At 71.1% G+C, this 16,849-nt stretch carries 14 protein-coding genes; all 14 read left to right on the top strand.

The genetic code is table 11. From position 1 onward, the window contains the following. Positions 1–1,950, top strand: a complete 1,950-nt coding sequence (locus tag ABZT03_RS31565) for a penicillin-binding protein 2 (RefSeq protein ID WP_356045751.1) — start codon at positions 1–3, stop codon at positions 1,948–1,950. Between the two features lie 221 nt (positions 1,951–2,171). Further along, positions 2,172–3,836, top strand: coding sequence for a UDP-N-acetylmuramoyl-L-alanyl-D-glutamate--2,6-diaminopimelate ligase (locus tag ABZT03_RS31560; RefSeq protein ID WP_356045749.1), 1,665 nt, complete (start codon positions 2,172–2,174; stop codon positions 3,834–3,836). Positions 3,837–3,840: 4 nt separating this feature from the next. After that, on the top strand, positions 3,841–5,271 hold the full coding sequence (gene murF, locus ABZT03_RS31555) for a UDP-N-acetylmuramoyl-tripeptide--D-alanyl-D-alanine ligase (RefSeq protein ID WP_356045747.1): 1,431 nt from the start codon (positions 3,841–3,843) through the stop codon (positions 5,269–5,271). Further along, complete coding sequence (mraY, locus tag ABZT03_RS31550) at positions 5,268–6,341, top strand: phospho-N-acetylmuramoyl-pentapeptide-transferase (RefSeq protein ID WP_356045745.1); 1,074 nt, start codon at positions 5,268–5,270, stop codon at positions 6,339–6,341. The genes murF and mraY overlap by 4 nt, the downstream gene beginning before the upstream one ends. Continuing rightward, positions 6,323–7,741 (top strand): UDP-N-acetylmuramoyl-L-alanine--D-glutamate ligase, encoded by a 1,419-nt coding sequence (murD, locus tag ABZT03_RS31545; protein WP_356045743.1) that lies wholly within the window; start codon positions 6,323–6,325, stop codon positions 7,739–7,741. The genes mraY and murD overlap by 19 nt, the downstream gene beginning before the upstream one ends. A 76-nt stretch (positions 7,742–7,817) precedes the next feature. After that, a complete protein-coding gene (ftsW, locus tag ABZT03_RS31540; RefSeq protein ID WP_356045741.1) occupies positions 7,818–9,179 on the top strand; it encodes a putative lipid II flippase FtsW in 1,362 nt (453 codons plus the stop codon). A gap of 6 nt (positions 9,180–9,185) precedes the next feature. Beyond that, positions 9,186–10,280: an undecaprenyldiphospho-muramoylpentapeptide beta-N-acetylglucosaminyltransferase gene (gene murG, locus ABZT03_RS31535; RefSeq protein ID WP_356045739.1), complete on the top strand. Its 1,095-nt coding sequence runs from the start codon at positions 9,186–9,188 to the stop codon at positions 10,278–10,280. 139 nt (positions 10,281–10,419) lie between these two features. Then, positions 10,420–11,214 (top strand): FtsQ-type POTRA domain-containing protein, encoded by a 795-nt coding sequence (locus ABZT03_RS31530; RefSeq protein WP_356045737.1) that lies wholly within the window; start codon positions 10,420–10,422, stop codon positions 11,212–11,214. Between the two features lie 279 nt (positions 11,215–11,493). Beyond that, the gene (ftsZ, locus tag ABZT03_RS31525; RefSeq protein WP_356045736.1) at positions 11,494–12,696 is read left to right on the top strand and encodes a cell division protein FtsZ; all 1,203 of its coding nucleotides are present in this window, start codon (positions 11,494–11,496) and stop codon (positions 12,694–12,696) included. Further along, entirely contained in the window at positions 12,693–13,433 is a 741-nt protein-coding gene (gene pgeF, locus ABZT03_RS31520; protein ID WP_356045734.1) for a peptidoglycan editing factor PgeF, read from the top strand. The genes ftsZ and pgeF overlap by 4 nt, the downstream gene beginning before the upstream one ends. 6 nt (positions 13,434–13,439) lie before the next feature. After that, positions 13,440–14,159 carry a YggS family pyridoxal phosphate-dependent enzyme gene (locus tag ABZT03_RS31515; RefSeq protein ID WP_356045732.1) on the top strand — a complete coding sequence of 240 codons (720 nt, stop codon included), beginning with the start codon at positions 13,440–13,442 and terminating at the stop codon, positions 14,157–14,159. A gap of 129 nt (positions 14,160–14,288) precedes the next feature. Then, positions 14,289–14,939: a cell division protein SepF gene (sepF, locus tag ABZT03_RS31510; protein WP_356045807.1), complete on the top strand. Its 651-nt coding sequence runs from the start codon at positions 14,289–14,291 to the stop codon at positions 14,937–14,939. 62 nt (positions 14,940–15,001) lie between these two features. Next, positions 15,002–15,286 carry a YggT family protein gene (locus ABZT03_RS31505; protein ID WP_033318070.1) on the top strand — a complete coding sequence of 95 codons (285 nt, stop codon included), beginning with the start codon at positions 15,002–15,004 and terminating at the stop codon, positions 15,284–15,286. A gap of 46 nt (positions 15,287–15,332) precedes the next feature. Next, positions 15,333–16,622 (top strand): DivIVA domain-containing protein, encoded by a 1,290-nt coding sequence (locus ABZT03_RS31500; protein WP_356045730.1) that lies wholly within the window; start codon positions 15,333–15,335, stop codon positions 16,620–16,622. Positions 16,623–16,849 lie beyond the last annotated feature (227 nt).

Here is a 16,849-nt window from a genome sequence, read left to right as displayed (position 1 = left end):
GTGTCCGACAGGGAACCGCCGCGCCGCCGCGTGCCCGGCCCCGCACGGCCCGCCCGTCCCGCCGGCCGGCGGCAACCGGGCCCCGGAGCCCGCCCGGCCCGCCGCCCGCCGGCGCCGCGCGCCACGGCCCCCCGCGTCATCCGGCTGGGCAGCCCCCGCCCCCGGCTGCGCATGGTCAGCCTCGCGCTGACCCTCGTCCTGATCGCCTTCGTCGTACGGCTGCTCCAGGTGCAGGCCGTCGACGCGAGCACGTACGCCGCCAAGGCGGAACAGAACCGGTATGTCGGGCAGGTGCTGACCGCCGAGCGCGGCGGCATCACCGACCGCTCGGGCGTGGCGCTGGCGGCCAGCGAGGACGCCTACGACATCACGGCCGACCCGACGATGTTCACCCGCGCCCGGCTGAAGGTCGGCGACGGCCCCCAGCAGGCGGCGGCGCTGCTCGCGCCGATCCTCGGCCAGGACCAGGACACGCTGGTCAGGAAGCTGGAGACGAACGGGCGCTACATCCGGCTCGCCGTCCGCCGGACCCCGCAGGTCTGGAAGCAGATCAAGGACCTGAAGAGCGCGCTGGCGACGAAGGCGGCGACCGACCCGACCACCGTCAACGCCCTCGCCGGCGTCTTCTCGGTGCCCAGCAGCAAGCGGGTGTACCCCAACGGGGAGCTCGCCGCCGGGATACTGGGCTGGGTCAACGACTCGGGCAAGGGCGGCGGCGGCATCGAGCAGCAGCTCAACGGCGTGCTGTCGGGCAAGGACGGCAAGATCCGCTACGCCCAGTCCGGCGGCCGGCAGGTGCCCACGGCGGGCTCGACCGAGACGCCCGCCGTGCCGGGCAGCGACGTCGAGCTCACCATCGACCGGGACATCCAGTGGGCCGCCCAGAACGCCATCACCGAGCAGGTCGCGAAGTCCAAAGCGGACCGCGGCTACGTGATAGTGCAGGACACCCGGACCGGCGAGATCCTCGCGATGGCCAACTCGCCCGGCTTCGACCCGAACGACCTCTCGCGGGCCGACTCGGCGGCGCTCGGCAACGCGGCCCTCCAGGACGCCTACGAGCCCGGTTCCACCGCCAAGATCATGTCGATGGCGGCCGTACTGCAGGAGAACGTCGCGACCCCGCTGACCCATGTCGTCGTGCCCAACCGGCTGCACCGCGGCGACCGCCTGTTCAAGGACGACATCGACCACGCGACCTGGAACCTGACCCTCAACGGGGTCCTGGCCAAGTCCAGCAACATCGGCACCATCCTCGCGACCGGTCAGCTGGGCAGGACCCAGCAGCAGGCGAACCGGGTCCTGTACTCGTACCTCCACAGGTTCGGCATCGGCCGGCCCAGCGGTCTCGGCTTCCCCGGCGAGACCGACGGCATCCTCGCCGCGCCCGACAAGTGGTCGACCTCGCAGCAGTACACGATTCCTTTCGGCCAGGGCGTGTCCCTCAACGCTATGCAGGCGGCGTCCGTCTACTCGACCATCGCCAACGGCGGAGTCCGGGTGGAACCGACGCTCGTGCGCGGCACGAAGGGGCCCGACGGCCACTTCACACCCGCTCCGGAGCCCAAGAAGACCCGGGTGGTCAGCGCGAGGACGGCCAGGACCCTGGCGCGCATGCTGGAGTCGGTCGTGGACGACGTGGAGGGCACCGGCACCAAGGCCCGTATCCCCGGCTACCGGGTGGCGGGCAAGACCGGTACGGCCAACCGTGTGGATCCGGCCACCGGCAAGTACCACGGCTACACCTCGTCGTTCGCCGGGTTCGCGCCCGCCGACAAGCCGCGCATCACCGTCTACTGCGCGATCCAGAACGCCACTTCGGGCAGTTACTTCGGCGGCCAGATCTGCGGGCCCATCTACAAGCAGGTGATGGAGTTCGCACTGAAGACGCTCCAGGTCCCGCCCACCGGGGCCAAGCCCGCGAACCTGCCCGTCACGTTCGGCCCCTGACCGCTCCCGACCGTCCCCGCTCCCGACCGTCCCCGCTCCCGACCGTCCCCGCTCCCGACCGTCCCCGCTCCCGACCGTCCCCGTCCCCGACCGTCCCCGTCCCCGACCGTCCCCGTCCCCATCAGGCCCCGTCCCGTCCGCCCCCCGCTCCCTGACCGTCCCGCCCCTCCCTGACCGGCACCACCGTCAGCACCACGGGAAAGACCACCAGGAACCAGCTCGTGACAACGATCACCCCCGATCCCGGCAACCGGCTCCCGACCGGGCCCTCGCTTCGCTCCGGAGCGGGTACGCCCGGTACGCTCACCGCCGTGCCACACGCCGATCAGTCCCAAACCACCCAGAAGGGCGCACCCGTGACATATCCGGGACCGCCCAGGCCGGTTCAGGTCTCCGCCACACCCCTCGCGGAGCTCGCCGATCAGCTGGGTGCCGCGCAGCCGGCCAGTCCCGGGGACGCCGCGGAGGTCACGGGCATCACCCATGACTCGCGCGCCGTCCGCCCCGGAGACCTCTACGCCGCCCTCCCCGGCGCCCGCCTGCACGGCGCCGACTTCGTGACGCAGGCCGCCGGCCTCGGCGCGGTCGCCGTGCTCACCGACCCGACCGGCGCCGAACGCGCGGCCGCCACCGGGCTCCCGGTGCTGGTGGCCGCCGATCCCCGGGGGCGGATGGGCGAGCTGGCGGCCACGATCTACGGCCACCCCGGCCGCGATCTGCTCCAGATCGGCATCACCGGCACGTCCGGCAAGACCACCACCGCCTACCTGGTGGAGGGCGGGCTGCGGACGGTCCGGTCCACCGGACTGATCGGCACGGTCGAGACGCGCATCGGTGACGACCGGATCAAGTCCGAGCGCACCACCCCCGAGGCCACCGACCTCCAGGCCCTGTTCGCCGTCATGCGCGAACGCGGCGTCGAGGCGGTCGCCATGGAGGTCTCCAGTCACGCACTGGTCCTCGGCCGCGTCGACGCCTGCGTCTTCGACGTCGGCGTCTTCACCAACCTCAGCCCGGAACACATGGAGTTCCACTCGGGCATGGAGGACTACTTCCAGGCCAAGGCGCGGCTGTTCACCCCCGAACGCAGCCGGCTCGGCGTGGTCAACCTCGACGACGAGTACGGCCGCAGGCTGGTCCGGGAGGCCACCGTCCCGGTCGTCACCTTCTCCGCCGAGGGCCACCCCGACGCCGACTGGCGTGCCGAGGACGTCCGGATCGGCCCGCTGGGCTCGGAGTTCACGGTCGTCGGGCCCAAGGGCGAGCGGATCGGCGCCCGCTCGCCGCTGCCGGGCTCCTTCAACGTGGCGAACACCCTCGCCGCGATCGCCGCCCTCGCCGCCGCCGGCATCGACCCGCAGACCGCCGCCGACGGCGTCGCCGCCGTACCGGGCGTACCGGGCCGCCTGGAGCGCGTGGACGCCGGGCAGCCCTACCTCGCGGTCGTCGACTACGCCCACAAGACGGACGCCGTCGAGTCGGTCCTGCGCGCCCTGCGCAAGGTCACCGAGGGCAAACTGCACGTGGTTCTCGGCTGCGGCGGCGACCGGGACACGACCAAACGCGCCCCGATGGGCGCCGCCGTGGCCAGGCTCGCCGACACCGCCGTACTGACCTCCGACAACCCCCGCTCCGAGGACCCGCTCGCGATCCTCGCCACCATGCTCGGCGGCGCGGCCTCCGTGCCGGTGCACGAGCGCGGCGAGGTCCAGGTCTGCGAGGACCGGGCCGCCGCGATCGCCGCCGCCGTGGCCCGCGCGCGGCCCGGCGACACCGTGCTCGTCGCGGGCAAGGGCCACGAGCAGGGCCAGGACATCGCCGGGGTGGTCCGTCCCTTCGACGACCGCCAGGTGCTTCGCGAAGCCATCGAGCAGACCCAGGGATGAACTTGTGATCGCCCTCTCCCTCGCCGAGATCGCAGCAGTCGTCGGCGGGCAGACGCACGACATACCGGATCCTTCCGTCCAGGTCACCGGACCGGTCGTCCGGGACTCCCGGGAGGCCGGGCCCGGCAGCCTCTTCGTCGCCTTCTCCGGCGAGCGCGTGGACGGCCACGACTTCGCGAAAGCGGTCGTCGAGGCGGGCGCGGTCGCCGTACTGGCGGCCCGGCCCGTGGGCGTCCCGGCGATCGTCGTCGACGACGTCCAGACGGCCCTCGGAGCGCTCGCCCGCCATGTCGTACGACGGCTCGGCGCCACCCTCGTCGCCCTCACCGGCTCCGCCGGCAAGACCAGCACCAAGGACCTGATCGCCCAGGTGCTGCAGCGCCGGGCGCCCACCGTGTGGACCCCGGGCTCGCTCAACAACGAGATCGGGCTCCCCCTCACCGCGCTCAGCGCCACCGAGGAGACGCGGTTCCTCGTCCTGGAGATGGGCGCCCGCGGCATCGGTCACATCCGCTACCTCACCGGCCTGACCCCGCCGCGCATCGGCCTCGTCCTGAACGTCGGCACCGCCCACATCGGCGAGTTCGGCGGCCGTGAGCAGATCGCACAGGCGAAGGGCGAACTCGTCGAGAGCCTCCCGTCGGCGGACGAGGGCGGCGTCGCGGTCCTCAACGCGGACGATCCCCTCGTACGGGCCATGACATCCCGTACGAAGGCGAAGGTGATCCTTTTCGGAGAGTCCGGCGAAGCGGACGTTCGGGCCGAGAACGTGCGACTCACGGACAGCGGACAGCCTGCCTTCAGCCTTCACACACCCTCCGGTGCAAGCGAAGTGACCATGCGCCTGTACGGTGAGCACCACGTGTCGAACGCGCTCGCCGCGGCCGCCGTCGCCCACGAACTGGGCATGTCCGCGGAAGAGATCGCCACCGCACTCTCCGAGGCGGGCACCCTCTCCCGCTGGCGTATGGAGGTCACCGAGCGCCCGGACGGCGTGACGGTCGTCAACGACGCCTACAACGCGAACCCCGAGTCCATGCGAGCCGCCCTGCGCGCGCTCGCGGCGATGGGCAGGGCCACACAGGCAGCCGGGGGTCGGACGTGGGCGGTGCTCGGCAAGATGGCCGAGCTCGGGGACGAGGCGCTCGCCGAGCACGACGCGGTCGGACGGCTCGCCGTCCGGCTCAACGTCAGCAAGCTCGTCGCGGTCGGGGGCAGGGAAGCGTCCTGGCTGCAACTGGGCGCATATAACGAGGGTTCGTGGGGTGAGGAGTCGGTGCACGTGTCCGACGCACAGGCGGCGATCGACCTGTTGCGCAGCGAGCTGCGCCCGGGGGATGTCGTACTCGTGAAGGCGTCCCGGTCGGTCGGGCTCGAGAGCGTGGCGCAGGCGCTCGTCGAGACCGGTGCCGAGGGTGAGGTTTCCGCCCGATGATGAAGCAGATCCTGTTCGCAGGTGTCATTGGCCTCTTCCTGACCCTGGTCGGCACCCCGTTGCTGATCAAGCTGCTGGCCCGCAAGGGCTACGGCCAGTACATCCGCGACGACGGCCCGCGCACGCACGGCAGCAAGCGCGGTACGCCGACCATGGGCGGTATCGCCTTCATCTTCGCGACGGTCGTCGCGTACTTCGCGTCGAAGCTCATCACCGGCTACCCCCCGTCGTACTCCGGCCTGCTGGTGCTCGGCCTGATGGTCGGCATGGGCCTGGTCGGATTCCTCGACGACTACATCAAGATCGTCAAGCGGCGTTCGCTGGGCCTGCGGGCCAAGGCGAAGATGGCCGGCCAGCTGATCGTCGGCATCAGCTTCGCGGTGCTCTCGCTCCAGTTCTCCGACGCCCGCGGCAACACCCCGGCCTCCACGAAGCTGTCGTTCATCACGGACTTCGGCTGGACGATCGGCCCGGTGCTGTTCGTCATCTGGGCGCTGTTCATGATCCTCGCGATGTCCAACGGCGTGAACCTGACCGACGGTCTGGACGGACTGGCCACCGGCGCCTCCGTGCTCGTCTTCGGTGCCTACACGTTCATCGGCGTCTGGCAGTTCCAGGAGTCCTGCGCCAACGGCGAGACGCTGACGAACCCCAACGCCTGTTACGAGGTGCGCGATCCGCTGGACCTCGCAGTCATCGCCTCGGCGCTGATGGGCGCCTGCCTCGGCTTCCTGTGGTGGAACACCTCGCCGGCGAAGATCTTCATGGGTGACACCGGTTCGCTCGCGCTCGGCGGTGTGCTCGCCGGCCTCGCGATCTGCTCCCGCACCGAGCTGCTGATCGCCCTGCTGGGCGGCCTGTTCGTCCTCATCACCATGTCGGTGGTCATCCAGGTCGGTTCGTTCCGGCTGACCGGCAAGCGCGTCTTCCGCATGGCGCCACTCCAGCATCACTTCGAACTCAAGGGGTGGTCCGAAGTCCTTGTCGTGGTCCGCTTCTGGATCATCCAGGGCATCTGTGTGATCGTCGGACTGGGTCTCTTCTACGCGGGATGGGCAGCAGACAAGTGACCGACTGGCAGGGGAAGCACGTCACCGTCGCCGGGCTCGGCGTCTCCGGCCTCCCGGCCGCCAGGGTCCTGCACGGACTCGGCGCCCGCGTCACCGTCGTCAACGACGGCGACGACGAGCGGGCCCGCGCCCAGGCCGCCGAACTGGAGGCCCTGGGCGTCACCGTGCGCCTCGGCGACGGCGCCACCCTGCCCGACGGCACCGAACTCGTCGTCACCGCACCCGGCTGGAAGCCGGACAAGCCGCTGTTCACCGCCGCCGCACAGGCCGGCGTCCCCGTCTGGGGCGACGTCGAACTCGCCTGGCGGCTGCGCGGACCCGACGCGGCGCCCTGGCTGGCGGTCACCGGCACCAACGGCAAGACCACCACCGTCCGGATGCTCGCCGCCATCCTGGAGGCGGCGGGACTGCGCACGGCCGCCGTCGGCAACATCGGCGTCTCGCTCCTCGACGCGGTGCTCGGCGACGAGCCCTACGACGTGCTCGCGGTGGAGCTGTCGAGCTACCAGCTCCACTGGGCGCCCTCGCTGCGCGCCCACTCCGCCGCCGTACTGAACCTGGCGCCCGACCACCTCGACTGGCACGGCTCCATGGAGGCCTACGCCGCCGACAAGGGCCGTGTCTACGAGGGCAATCGCGTCGCCTGCGTCTACAACGCGGGCGACAAGGCCACCGAGGACCTGGTCCGCGCGGCCGACGTCGAGGAGGGCTGCCGGGCCGTCGGGTTCACCCTCGGCGCTCCCGGGCCGTCCCAACTCGGCGTCGTGGACGGCATCCTGGTCGACCGCGCCTTCGTGGAGAACCGGCAGCGCAACGCCCAGGAACTCGCCGAGGTCTCCGACGTGAACCCGCCGGCCCCGCACAACATCGCCAACGCCCTTGCCGCGGCGGCCCTCGCGCGCGCCTACGGGGTGCCCGCGGCCGCCGTACGGGACGGTCTGCGGGCCTTCACCCCCGACGCCCACCGCATCGCGCACGTCGCCGACGTGGACGGGGTCGCCTACGTCGACGACTCCAAGGCCACCAACACCCACGCCGCGGAAGCCTCGTTGGCCGCCTACGAGTCGATCGTGTGGATCGCCGGCGGCCTGGCGAAGGGGGCCGCCTTCGACGAGCTGGTAGCCAAGTCGGCGCAGCGCCTGCGGGGTGTGGTGCTGATCGGCGCGGATCGGGCGCTCATCCGCGAAGCCCTCGCGCGACACGCCCCGGAAGTACCCGTCGTCGACCTCGACCGGACCGACACTGGGGCGATGCTCGCGGCTGTCGAGGAGGCACGGCGGCTCGCGGTCGCGGGCGACACGGTGCTGCTGGCCCCGGCCTGCGCCTCCATGGACATGTTCACCAACTACAACAAGCGCGGCGACGCGTTCGCGGAGGCGGTTCGCGGACTCGGCGCCTGACCCGGCCGGCCGCCTGCCGGGCGACTCTGGGGAGGACGCGTGGGACCGTCGAGGCCGACCTACAGCGGAGTTGACGATGCCCAGTAGCCGTACCGGACGTCCGCCCGTGCAGCGGGCCGCCAGGCGGCCCGTCGTGGCCAGGCCCAGGCGGGAGAACCCGCTCCAGCGCCTCGTCACGCGGGCGCGCAAGGCCTGGGACCGGCCGCTGACCGCGTACTACCTGATCCTCGGCGGCAGCGTCCTGATCACCGTGCTCGGACTGGTGATGGTCTACTCGGCCTCCCAGGTCACCGCGTTGCAGATGTCGCTGCCGGGCTCCTACTTCTTCCGCAAGCAGATGCTGGCCGCCGTCATCGGCGGCGGTCTGCTGTTCGCCGCCTCCCGCATGCCCGTGAAGCTGCACCGGGCACTGGCCTATCCCATCCTGGCCGGTGCGGTCTTCCTGATGGCCCTCGTGCAGGTGCCGGGGATAGGGCGGTCGGTCAACGGAAACCAGAACTGGATCTCCGTCGGCGGCCCCTTCCAGCTCCAGCCCAGCGAGTTCGGCAAGCTCGCCCTCGTGCTGTGGGGCGCCGACCTGCTGGCCCGCAAGCAGGAGCGGAAGCTGCTGACCCAGTGGAAGCACATGCTGGTGCCGCTGGTGCCGGCCGCCTTCATGCTGCTCGGGCTGATCATGCTCGGCGGCGACATGGGTACGGCGATCATCCTCACGGCGATCCTGTTCGGCCTGCTGTGGCTGGCCGGCGCCCCGACCCGGCTGTTCGTCGGCGTGCTGGCGATCGCCGCGACCCTCGGGGTGATCCTCATCAAGACCAGCCCCAACCGCATGGCCCGCCTCGCCTGCATCGGCGCCACCGAGCCCCGGTCGGGCGCCGCCGACTGCTGGCAGGCCGTGCACGGCATCTACGCCCTGGCCTCCGGCGGGCTCTTCGGCTCAGGACTCGGTGCGAGTGTGGAGAAATGGGGCCAACTGCCCGAAGCCCACACCGACTTCATCTTCGCCGTCACCGGTGAGGAACTGGGTCTGGCGGGGACGCTGTCGGTGCTCGCCCTCTTCGCGGCTCTAGGCTATGCGGGTATCCGCGTGGCCGGACGTACGGAGGACCCCTTCGTGAGGTATGCCGCGGGAGGCGTGACCACCTGGATCACCGCGCAGGCGGTGATCAACATCGGTGCGGTGCTCGGTCTGCTGCCGATCGCCGGTGTCCCGCTCCCGCTGTTCTCCTACGGAGGATCCGCCCTGCTGCCGACCATGTTCGCCATCGGGTTGCTGATCGCCTTCGCGCGCGACGATCCCGCTGCGCGGGCGGCGCTGTCGATGCGGCAACCTCGCTTTGGTAGAAAGCGGGCTGGAGGCCCCGTGCTCGACAGGGGGCCTCGGAGATGGAACACGATGCGACGGCGTGCCTCGGCGGCGCGTTCGTCCGGAGAGCGGTGAATTTCGGTGCATGTCGTACTCGCCGGCGGGGGGACCGCCGGCCACATCGAGCCCGCGCTCGCCCTCGCGGACGCCCTGCGCAGGCAGGACCCGACCGTGGGAATCACGGCCCTGGGCACAGAACGCGGCCTCGAGACCCGTCTCGTACCCGAGCGCGGTTACGACCTCGCGCTGATCCCCGCGGTACCCCTGCCCCGCAGGCCCACCCCGGAGCTGATCACCGTGCCGGGGCGGCTGCGCGGCACGATCAAGGCGGCCGAGCAGATCCTGGAGCGCACCAAGGCCGACGCCGTCGTCGGCTTCGGCGGTTACGTGGCCCTGCCCGGCTATCTGGCCGCCAAGCGCCTCGGCGTGCCGATCGTCATCCACGAGGCCAACGCCCGCCCGGGCCTCGCCAACAAGATCGGCTCGCGCTACGCGGCCAGGGTCGCGGTGTCCACCCCCGACAGCAAGCTGCGTGACGCGCGGTACATCGGCATTCCGCTGCGCCGGTCCATCGCGACCCTCGACCGGGCCGCCGTGCGTCCGCAGGCCCGCGCCGCCTTCGGGCTCGACCCCAACCTGCCGACGCTGCTGGTCTCCGGCGGCTCGCAGGGCGCCCGCCGCCTCAACGAGGTGGTGCAGCAGGTCGCGCCCTGGCTCCAGCAGGCCGGCATCCAGGTCCTGCACGCGGTCGGCCCGAAGAACGAACTGCCGCAGGTGCAGCAGATGCCGGGGATGCCCCCCTACATCCCGGTACCGTACGTGGACCGGATGGACCTCGCGTACGCCGCGGCCGACATGATGCTCTGCCGCGCGGGCGCGATGACCGTCGCCGAACTCTCCGCCGTCGGACTCCCGGCCGCCTACGTCCCGCTGCCCATCGGCAACGGCGAACAGCGGCTCAACGCCCAGCCGCTGGTCAAGGCCGGCGGCGGTCTCCTGGTCGACGACGCGGAGCTGAGCCCCGAGTGGGTGCGGGAGAGCGTCCTGCCCGTGCTCGCCGACCCCCACCGGCTGTACGAGATGTCCCGCGCGGCCGCCGAGTTCGGCCGCCGGGACGCCGACGACCTGCTCGTCGGCATGGTGTACGAGGCGATCGCCTCGCACCGCCGCCAGTAACGCATGGGCGAGTGAGCCGAAGGGGTGCGCCGGTGTCGAGAGGTCGAGCGCGCGGAGGCCCGAAGGGCTGAGCACGGTCGGGCTCCCGACACCGGCTGAGGCGCCCCGGAGGCGAACCGAGCCCGGAAAAGGAGTACGCGTGGCCGGATCGACGACCGCCGAGCGCGGTGAACGCCGGCAGAGGTCGTCCGGCCCGCCGCCCGTACGCAGGCTGAGACGGCTCCGCCTTCGTACGATCGTCATCCTGGCGGTGGCCCTGGTGGTCGTGGGCGCCGCGACCGTCTGGGTGCTGTACGGGTCGAACTGGCTGCGCGTGCAACGCGTCTCGGTGTCGGGGACGGTCGTCCTGACGCCCGCGCAGGTGAGCGCGGCGGCCGACGTCCCGGTCGGGCAGCCGCTGGCCTCCGTCGACACCGGCGCGATCGAGGCCCGGCTGCGCCGGCGGCTGCCGCGGATCGACGTGGTGGAGGTGGTCCGTTCCTGGCCACACGGAATCGGCCTGAAAGTGACCGAACGGACGCCGGTCCTACTCGTCGGAAAATCCGGGAAGTTCATCGAGGTGGACAAGAAGGGTGTCCGTTTCGCCACTGTTTCGCAGGCCCCGAAAAACGTGCCCGCACTGGAATTGTCGGTGTCCCGGACCGGCTCACGGGCGGCGAGTCTGCGCCGCTTCGGCGAGGACCGGCTGGTGCGTGAGGCGGTGGCGGCCGCAGGCGCCCTCCCCCGCGCGGTCGCCGCGGGCACCCGGACCGTCAAGGTGCGTTCCTACGACGACATCTCGCTGGAGTTGAGCGGCGGCAGGACCGTCGTGTGGGGCAGCAGCGAGAAGGGCGCGGCGAAGGCCCGTACACTCACCGCTCTCATGAAAGCGGCTCCCGGCGCACGGTACTTCGACGTCAGCGTTCCCACCGCCCCCGCGTCAGCGGGGAGTTGACGCACATCGGCGCAGGCCAGCACCCTGGTTGGGCACCGCTATGGCTGATCACATAGGGTGAAAAGAAAAACGGGAGGTTCGGCGTGTTCGTTGAACGTGCGCCACTTGTCGACTTAGTGTCCTGTTCAGAAGACTCCGGAGAACAGACATACTGGTAACCCTAAACTTCAACGTTAGGGTTCGGGTCGGCGATACGGACCGGCCCAATCGGCATCAGTCGTCGGACCGCGGCAAGGCCGCGAAGCGGCGACACGTAACTCGAGGCGAGAGGCCTTCGACGTGGCAGCACCGCAGAACTACCTCGCAGTCATCAAAGTCATCGGTGTCGGCGGCGGTGGTGTCAATGCCATCAACCGGATGATCGAGGTCGGTCTCAAGGGCGTCGAGTTCATCGCCATCAACACCGACGCGCAGGCGCTGTTGATGAGCGACGCCGACGTCAAGCTCGACGTCGGCCGCGAACTCACCCGCGGACTCGGCGCCGGCGCCAACCCGGCCGTCGGCCGCAAGGCCGCCGAGGATCACCGCGAGGAGATCGAGGAGGTCCTCAAGGGGGCCGACATGGTCTTCGTGACGGCCGGCGAGGGCGGCGGCACCGGCACCGGCGGCGCGCCCGTCGTGGCCAACATCGCCCGCAACCTCGGCGCCCTCACCATCGGCGTGGTCACCCGCCCGTTCACCTTCGAGGGACGGCGGCGCGCGAACCAGGCCGAGGACGGCATCGCGGAACTCCGCGAAGAGGTCGACACCCTCATCGTCATCCCCAACGACCGGCTGCTGTCCATCTCGGACCGCCAGGTCTCCGTCCTCGACGCCTTCAAGTCGGCGGACCAGGTCCTGCTGTCCGGTGTGCAGGGCATCACCGACCTCATCACCACGCCCGGCCTGATCAACCTCGACTTCGCCGACGTCAAGTCGGTCATGTCCGAGGCCGGTTCGGCGCTCATGGGCATCGGCTCGGCCCGCGGCGACGACCGCGCGGTGGCCGCGGCAGAGATGGCGATCTCCTCGCCGCTCCTGGAGGCGTCCATCGACGGCGCCCGGGGTGTGCTGCTGTCCATCTCCGGCGGCTCCGACCTCGGCCTGTTCGAGATCAACGAAGCCGCCCAGCTGGTCAGCGAGGCCGCCCACCCCGAGGCCAACATCATCTTCGGCGCGGTCATCGACGACGCGCTCGGCGACGAGGTACGCGTCACCGTGATCGCGGCGGGCTTCGACGGCGGTCAGCCGCCTGCCCGCCGGGACACCGTCCTCGGCTCCTCCTCGGCCTCGTCCTCCGCCCGCCGGGAGGAGCCCACTCCGGTACGGCAGCCGGAGGCCCGCCCGGCCTTCGGCTCGCTCGGCAGCGTCACGCCGAAGGAGGAGCCGGAGCCCACCCCCGAGCCGGCCAACGAGATCCCGGTCGCCCCGCCCGTCCCGCCGTCGCGGACCTACTCGGACAGCGCGGCCGAGGAACTGGACGTGCCGGACTTCCTGAAGTGACCGCACAGCGCTCCGAAACGAGCACCGCGGGCGGCGCCCACTTCGCCTTCACCGACCGGTGGGGCGGAGTGAGCGCCGTTCCGTACGAGGAGCTCAACCTCGGCGGGGCGGTCGGCGACGACCCCGCCGCCGTACGCCACAACCGCGAACTGGCCGCCAAGTCCCTCGGACTCGAGGCGGCCTCCGTGGTGTGGATGAACCAGGTGCACGGAGCGGACGTGGCGGTGGTGGACGGACCCTGGGGGTCAGCCGCCGACATCCCCGCGGTGGACGCGCTCGTCACCGCCCGGCGCGGCCTCGCCCTCGCCGTCCTGACCGCCGACTGCACGCCGGTGCTGCTCGCCGACCCCGTCGCCGGGGTCGCCGGGGCGGCGCACGCGGGCCGGCCCGGCATGGTCGCAGGCGTCGTCCCCGCCGCCGTGCGGGCCATGGTGGAACTCGGTGCCGAGCCCTCCCGGATCGTCGCCCGCACCGGCCCCGCCGTGTGCGGCCGCTGCTACGAGGTGCCGGAGGCGATGCGCGCCGAGGTCGCGGCCGTCGAACCGGCGGCGCACGCCGAGACGAGCTGGGGCACCCCCGCCGTCGACGTGACCGCCGCGGTGCACGCCCAGCTCGACCGCCTCGGGGTGCGTGACCGGGAGCGGTCGTCGGTGTGCACGCTCGAGTCCGGCGACCACTTCTCCTACCGCCGCGACCGCACCACGGGCCGGCTCGCCGGCTATGTCTGGCTGGACTGACGGGACATGACCGACCGTAAGGGCGAACTCGCCGCGAACCTGGCGAAAGTGGAGGAGCGCATCGCCACCGCGTGCGCGGCGGCCGGGCGCGAGCGTGCCGAGGTGACCCTGATCGTGGTCACCAAGACCTATCCCGCCAGCGATGTGCGGATTCTCTCGGAACTCGGTGTCCGGCACGTCGCCGAGAACCGCGACCAGGACGCGGCGCCGAAAGCGGCGGAATGCACGGATCTGCCGCTTGTCTGGCACTTCGTCGGCCAGTTGCAGACCAACAAGGTGCGATCCGTGCTCGGTTACGCGGATCTCGTGCAGTCCGTCGACCGTTCCAGGCTCGTGACGGCTCTGTCCAAGGAGGCCGTGCGGGTCGGGCGCGAGATCGGGTGCCTCATCCAGGTCGCGCTCGACGCCGGGGCCGACGGCCGGGGGGAGCGCGGTGGTGTGGGTCCCGGCGGGGTCGCGGAGTTGGCGGACCTGGTCGCCGGGGCTCCGGGGCTGCGGCTCGACGGTCTGATGACGGTCGCGCCGCTCACCGGCGCGTACGCGGGCCGCGAACAGGCGGCGTTCACGCGGTTGATGGATTTGTCGACTGACCTGCGCCGAACCCATCCTGCTGCGAACATGGTGTCGGCAGGGATGAGTGCGGACCTCGAGCAGGCCGTGGCGGCCGGGGCGACACATGTGCGCGTCGGTACCTCGGTACTCGGTGTCCGCCCCAGGCTCGGGTAACGTCGCCAGGAAGTCGGACCACAGCAGAAAATATGGTCAATGCCGCCGCAGGGCGGGCGTAACGACCTCGTGGATCGCGGGCACTTGGCAGCAGTCAGCCGATCCACCACAGAGCGGAGGACTCAGAGCATGGCCGGCGCGATGCGCAAGATGGCGGTCTACCTCGGCCTCGTGGAGGACGATGGGTACGACGGCCGCGGTTTCGACCCCGACGACGACTTCGAACCCGAGCTGGACCCGGAGCCCGAGCGGGACCGCCGACGGCACGAGCCGTCACACCAGTCGCACGGCTCGCACCAGTCCCATCAGCTCGAAAGGGACGAATCGGTACGAGTAGTGCAGCCCCCGGCGCCGCGGGACCCGGTGCCCCGATCCGCTTCGCTCGGCGCGGAATCCGGGCGCCCGGCGCGTATCGCGCCCGTGGCATCCATCACACAAGAACGCGCGAGCCTGGAGAAGAACGCACCGGTGATCATGCCCAAGGTCGTGTCGGAACGAGAGCCTTACCGGATCACCACCCTCCACCCGCGGACCTACAACGAGGCCCGTACCATCGGGGAACACTTCCGTGAGGGCACCCCGGTGATCATGAATCTGACCGAGATGGACGACACGGACGCCAAGCGACTTGTCGACTTCGCGGCCGGTCTCGTCTTCGGCCTGCACGGCAGCATCGAGCGGGTGACGCAGAAGGTGTTCCTGTTGTCGCCTGCTAACGTCGATGTCACGGCGGAGGACAAGGCCCGTATCGCAGAGGGCGGGTTCTTCAACCAGAGCTGAGACGCACGACCGGTACAGCAGTACGGGGAAGTACGGAAACAGGGGAGAGGGAAGCACAAGCAATGAGCGTGGTCCTGGATGTCGTCTACATCGCGCTGATGTGCTTCCTCATCGTGCTCATCTTCCGGTTGGTCATGGACTACGTCTTCCAGTTCGCCCGCTCGTGGCAACCCGGCAAGGCGATGGTGGTCGTTCTGGAGGCCACCTACACTGTCACTGATCCACCGCTCAAGCTTCTGCGGCGGTTCATTCCGCCGCTGCGTCTCGGGGGCGTGGCGCTCGACCTGTCCTTCTTCGTACTGATGATCATCGTCTACATCCTGATCTCCGTCGTGAGCCGGCTGTGAACGATACGGTCTTGCCGAATGCCGACGACTACGTTGAGGTGAAGAGATGCCGTTGACCCCCGAGGACGTGCGGAACAAGCAGTTCACGACCGTCCGCCTCCGAGAAGGCTATGACGAGGACGAGGTCGATGCCTTCCTCGATGAGGTCGAAGCCGAACTGACCCGTCTGCTCCGTGAGAACGAGGACCTGCGCGCCAAACTGGCCGCGGCGACGCGTGCTGCTGCCCAGAACCAGCAGAACATGCGCAAGCCTCCGGAGCAGCAGGACCAGCAGCACCAGCAGCAGGGGATGCAGCAGCAGGGCATGCCCCAGCAAGGTATGCCGCAGCAGGGCATGCCTCAGCAGGGAATGCAGCAGGGCATGCCCCCGCAGGGCATGCGCGGTCCGGGCGCTCCCGTACCGGCCGGCATATCGGGCCCGCCGCAGGGGATGGGTGGCCCCATGGGCGGCCCGCCCCAGCTGCCGAGCGGTGCGCCGCAGCTGCCCCCGGGCGGCCAGGGCGGCCCCCAGGGCCAGGGCCAGATGGGTCAGGGCCAGATGGGCCAGGGCCCCATGGGTCAGGGTCAGATGGGTCAGGGCCAGATGGGCCAGGGCCCCATGGGCCAGGGTCCGATGGGTCAGGGCCCCATGGGCCAGGGCCAGATGGGCCAGGGTCAGATGGGCGGACAGCCCCCCATGCAGCAGCAGATGGGTGGCCCGATGGGCGGTCCCATGGGCGGCCCCGGTCAGGGCCCCGGTGGCGACAGCGCCGCGCGTGTCCTCTCGCTGGCCCAGCAGACCGCCGACCAGGCGATCGCCGAGGCCCGCTCCGAGGCCAACAAGATCGTCGGCGAGGCGCGCAGCCGTGCCGAGGGTCTCGAGCGTGACGCCCGTGCCAAGGCCGACGCCCTGGAGCGGGACGCGCAGGAGAAGCACCGCGTCGCGATGGGCTCCCTGGAGTCCGCCCGTGCCACGCTGGAGCGCAAGGTCGAGGACCTGCGGGGCTTCGAGCGCGAGTACCGCACGCGGCTGAAGTCCTACCTGGAGTCGCAGCTGCGTCAGCTGGAGACCCAGGCCGACGACTCGCTGGCCCCGCCGCGCACTCCGGCGACCGCGTCGCTGCCGCCGTCCCCGGCGCCTTCCATGGCTCCGGCCGGTGCGAGCGCCCCGTCCTACGGTGGCAACCAGGGCATGGGCGGTGGCCCGGCTCAGGCCGGTCCGTCCTACGGCGCCCAGCAGCAGATGTCGCCGGCGATGACCCAGCCGATGGCGCCGGTACGGCCGCAGGGCCCGTCGCCGATGGGTCAGGCTCCCTCGCCGATGCGCGGTTTCCTGATCGACGAGGACGACAACTGACGGCCTCTAGTACGCCTTAGGCGTCGGCAGCGTTCAGGGCGGGGCCCCGGAGAAATCCGGGGCCCCGCCCTTTTGCGTGACGTGATGTTGCTCGCAGCACCGGGGGCGGGGCGTGGCCGGTCCCCGGGTCCCGGATCCCCGACGACGTGGCCGGGGGCCGCCGCGCGAGAGAGGCGGGTGGCCCACAAACGCCGACGGCCCGGCCCCGCGTGGTCGCGGGGCCGGGC

Origin of the sequence: Streptomyces sp. NPDC005574 (genome assembly GCF_040605435.1) — a bacterium.
Lineage (GTDB): Bacteria > Actinomycetota > Actinomycetes > Streptomycetales > Streptomycetaceae > Streptomyces.
This window is presented reverse-complemented; position numbering and strand designations above follow the sequence as displayed.

Excerpts from the sequence above, each read along its gene's own strand:
- ABZT03_RS31500 (WP_356045730.1), top strand. The coding sequence starts at position 15,333 with ATGCCGTTGACCCCCGAGGACGTGCGGAACAAGCAGTTCACGACCGTC.
- mraY (WP_356045745.1), top strand. The coding sequence starts at position 5,268 with ATGATGAAGCAGATCCTGTTCGCAGGTGTCATTGGCCTCTTCCTGACC.
- ABZT03_RS31515 (WP_356045732.1), top strand. The coding sequence starts at position 13,440 with ATGACCGACCGTAAGGGCGAACTCGCCGCGAACCTGGCGAAAGTGGAG.
- ftsW (WP_356045741.1), top strand. The coding sequence starts at position 7,818 with ATGCCCAGTAGCCGTACCGGACGTCCGCCCGTGCAGCGGGCCGCCAGG.
- sepF (WP_356045807.1), top strand. The coding sequence starts at position 14,289 with ATGGCCGGCGCGATGCGCAAGATGGCGGTCTACCTCGGCCTCGTGGAG.
- murD (WP_356045743.1), top strand. The coding sequence starts at position 6,323 with ATGGGCAGCAGACAAGTGACCGACTGGCAGGGGAAGCACGTCACCGTC.
- ABZT03_RS31505 (WP_033318070.1), top strand. The coding sequence starts at position 15,002 with ATGAGCGTGGTCCTGGATGTCGTCTACATCGCGCTGATGTGCTTCCTC.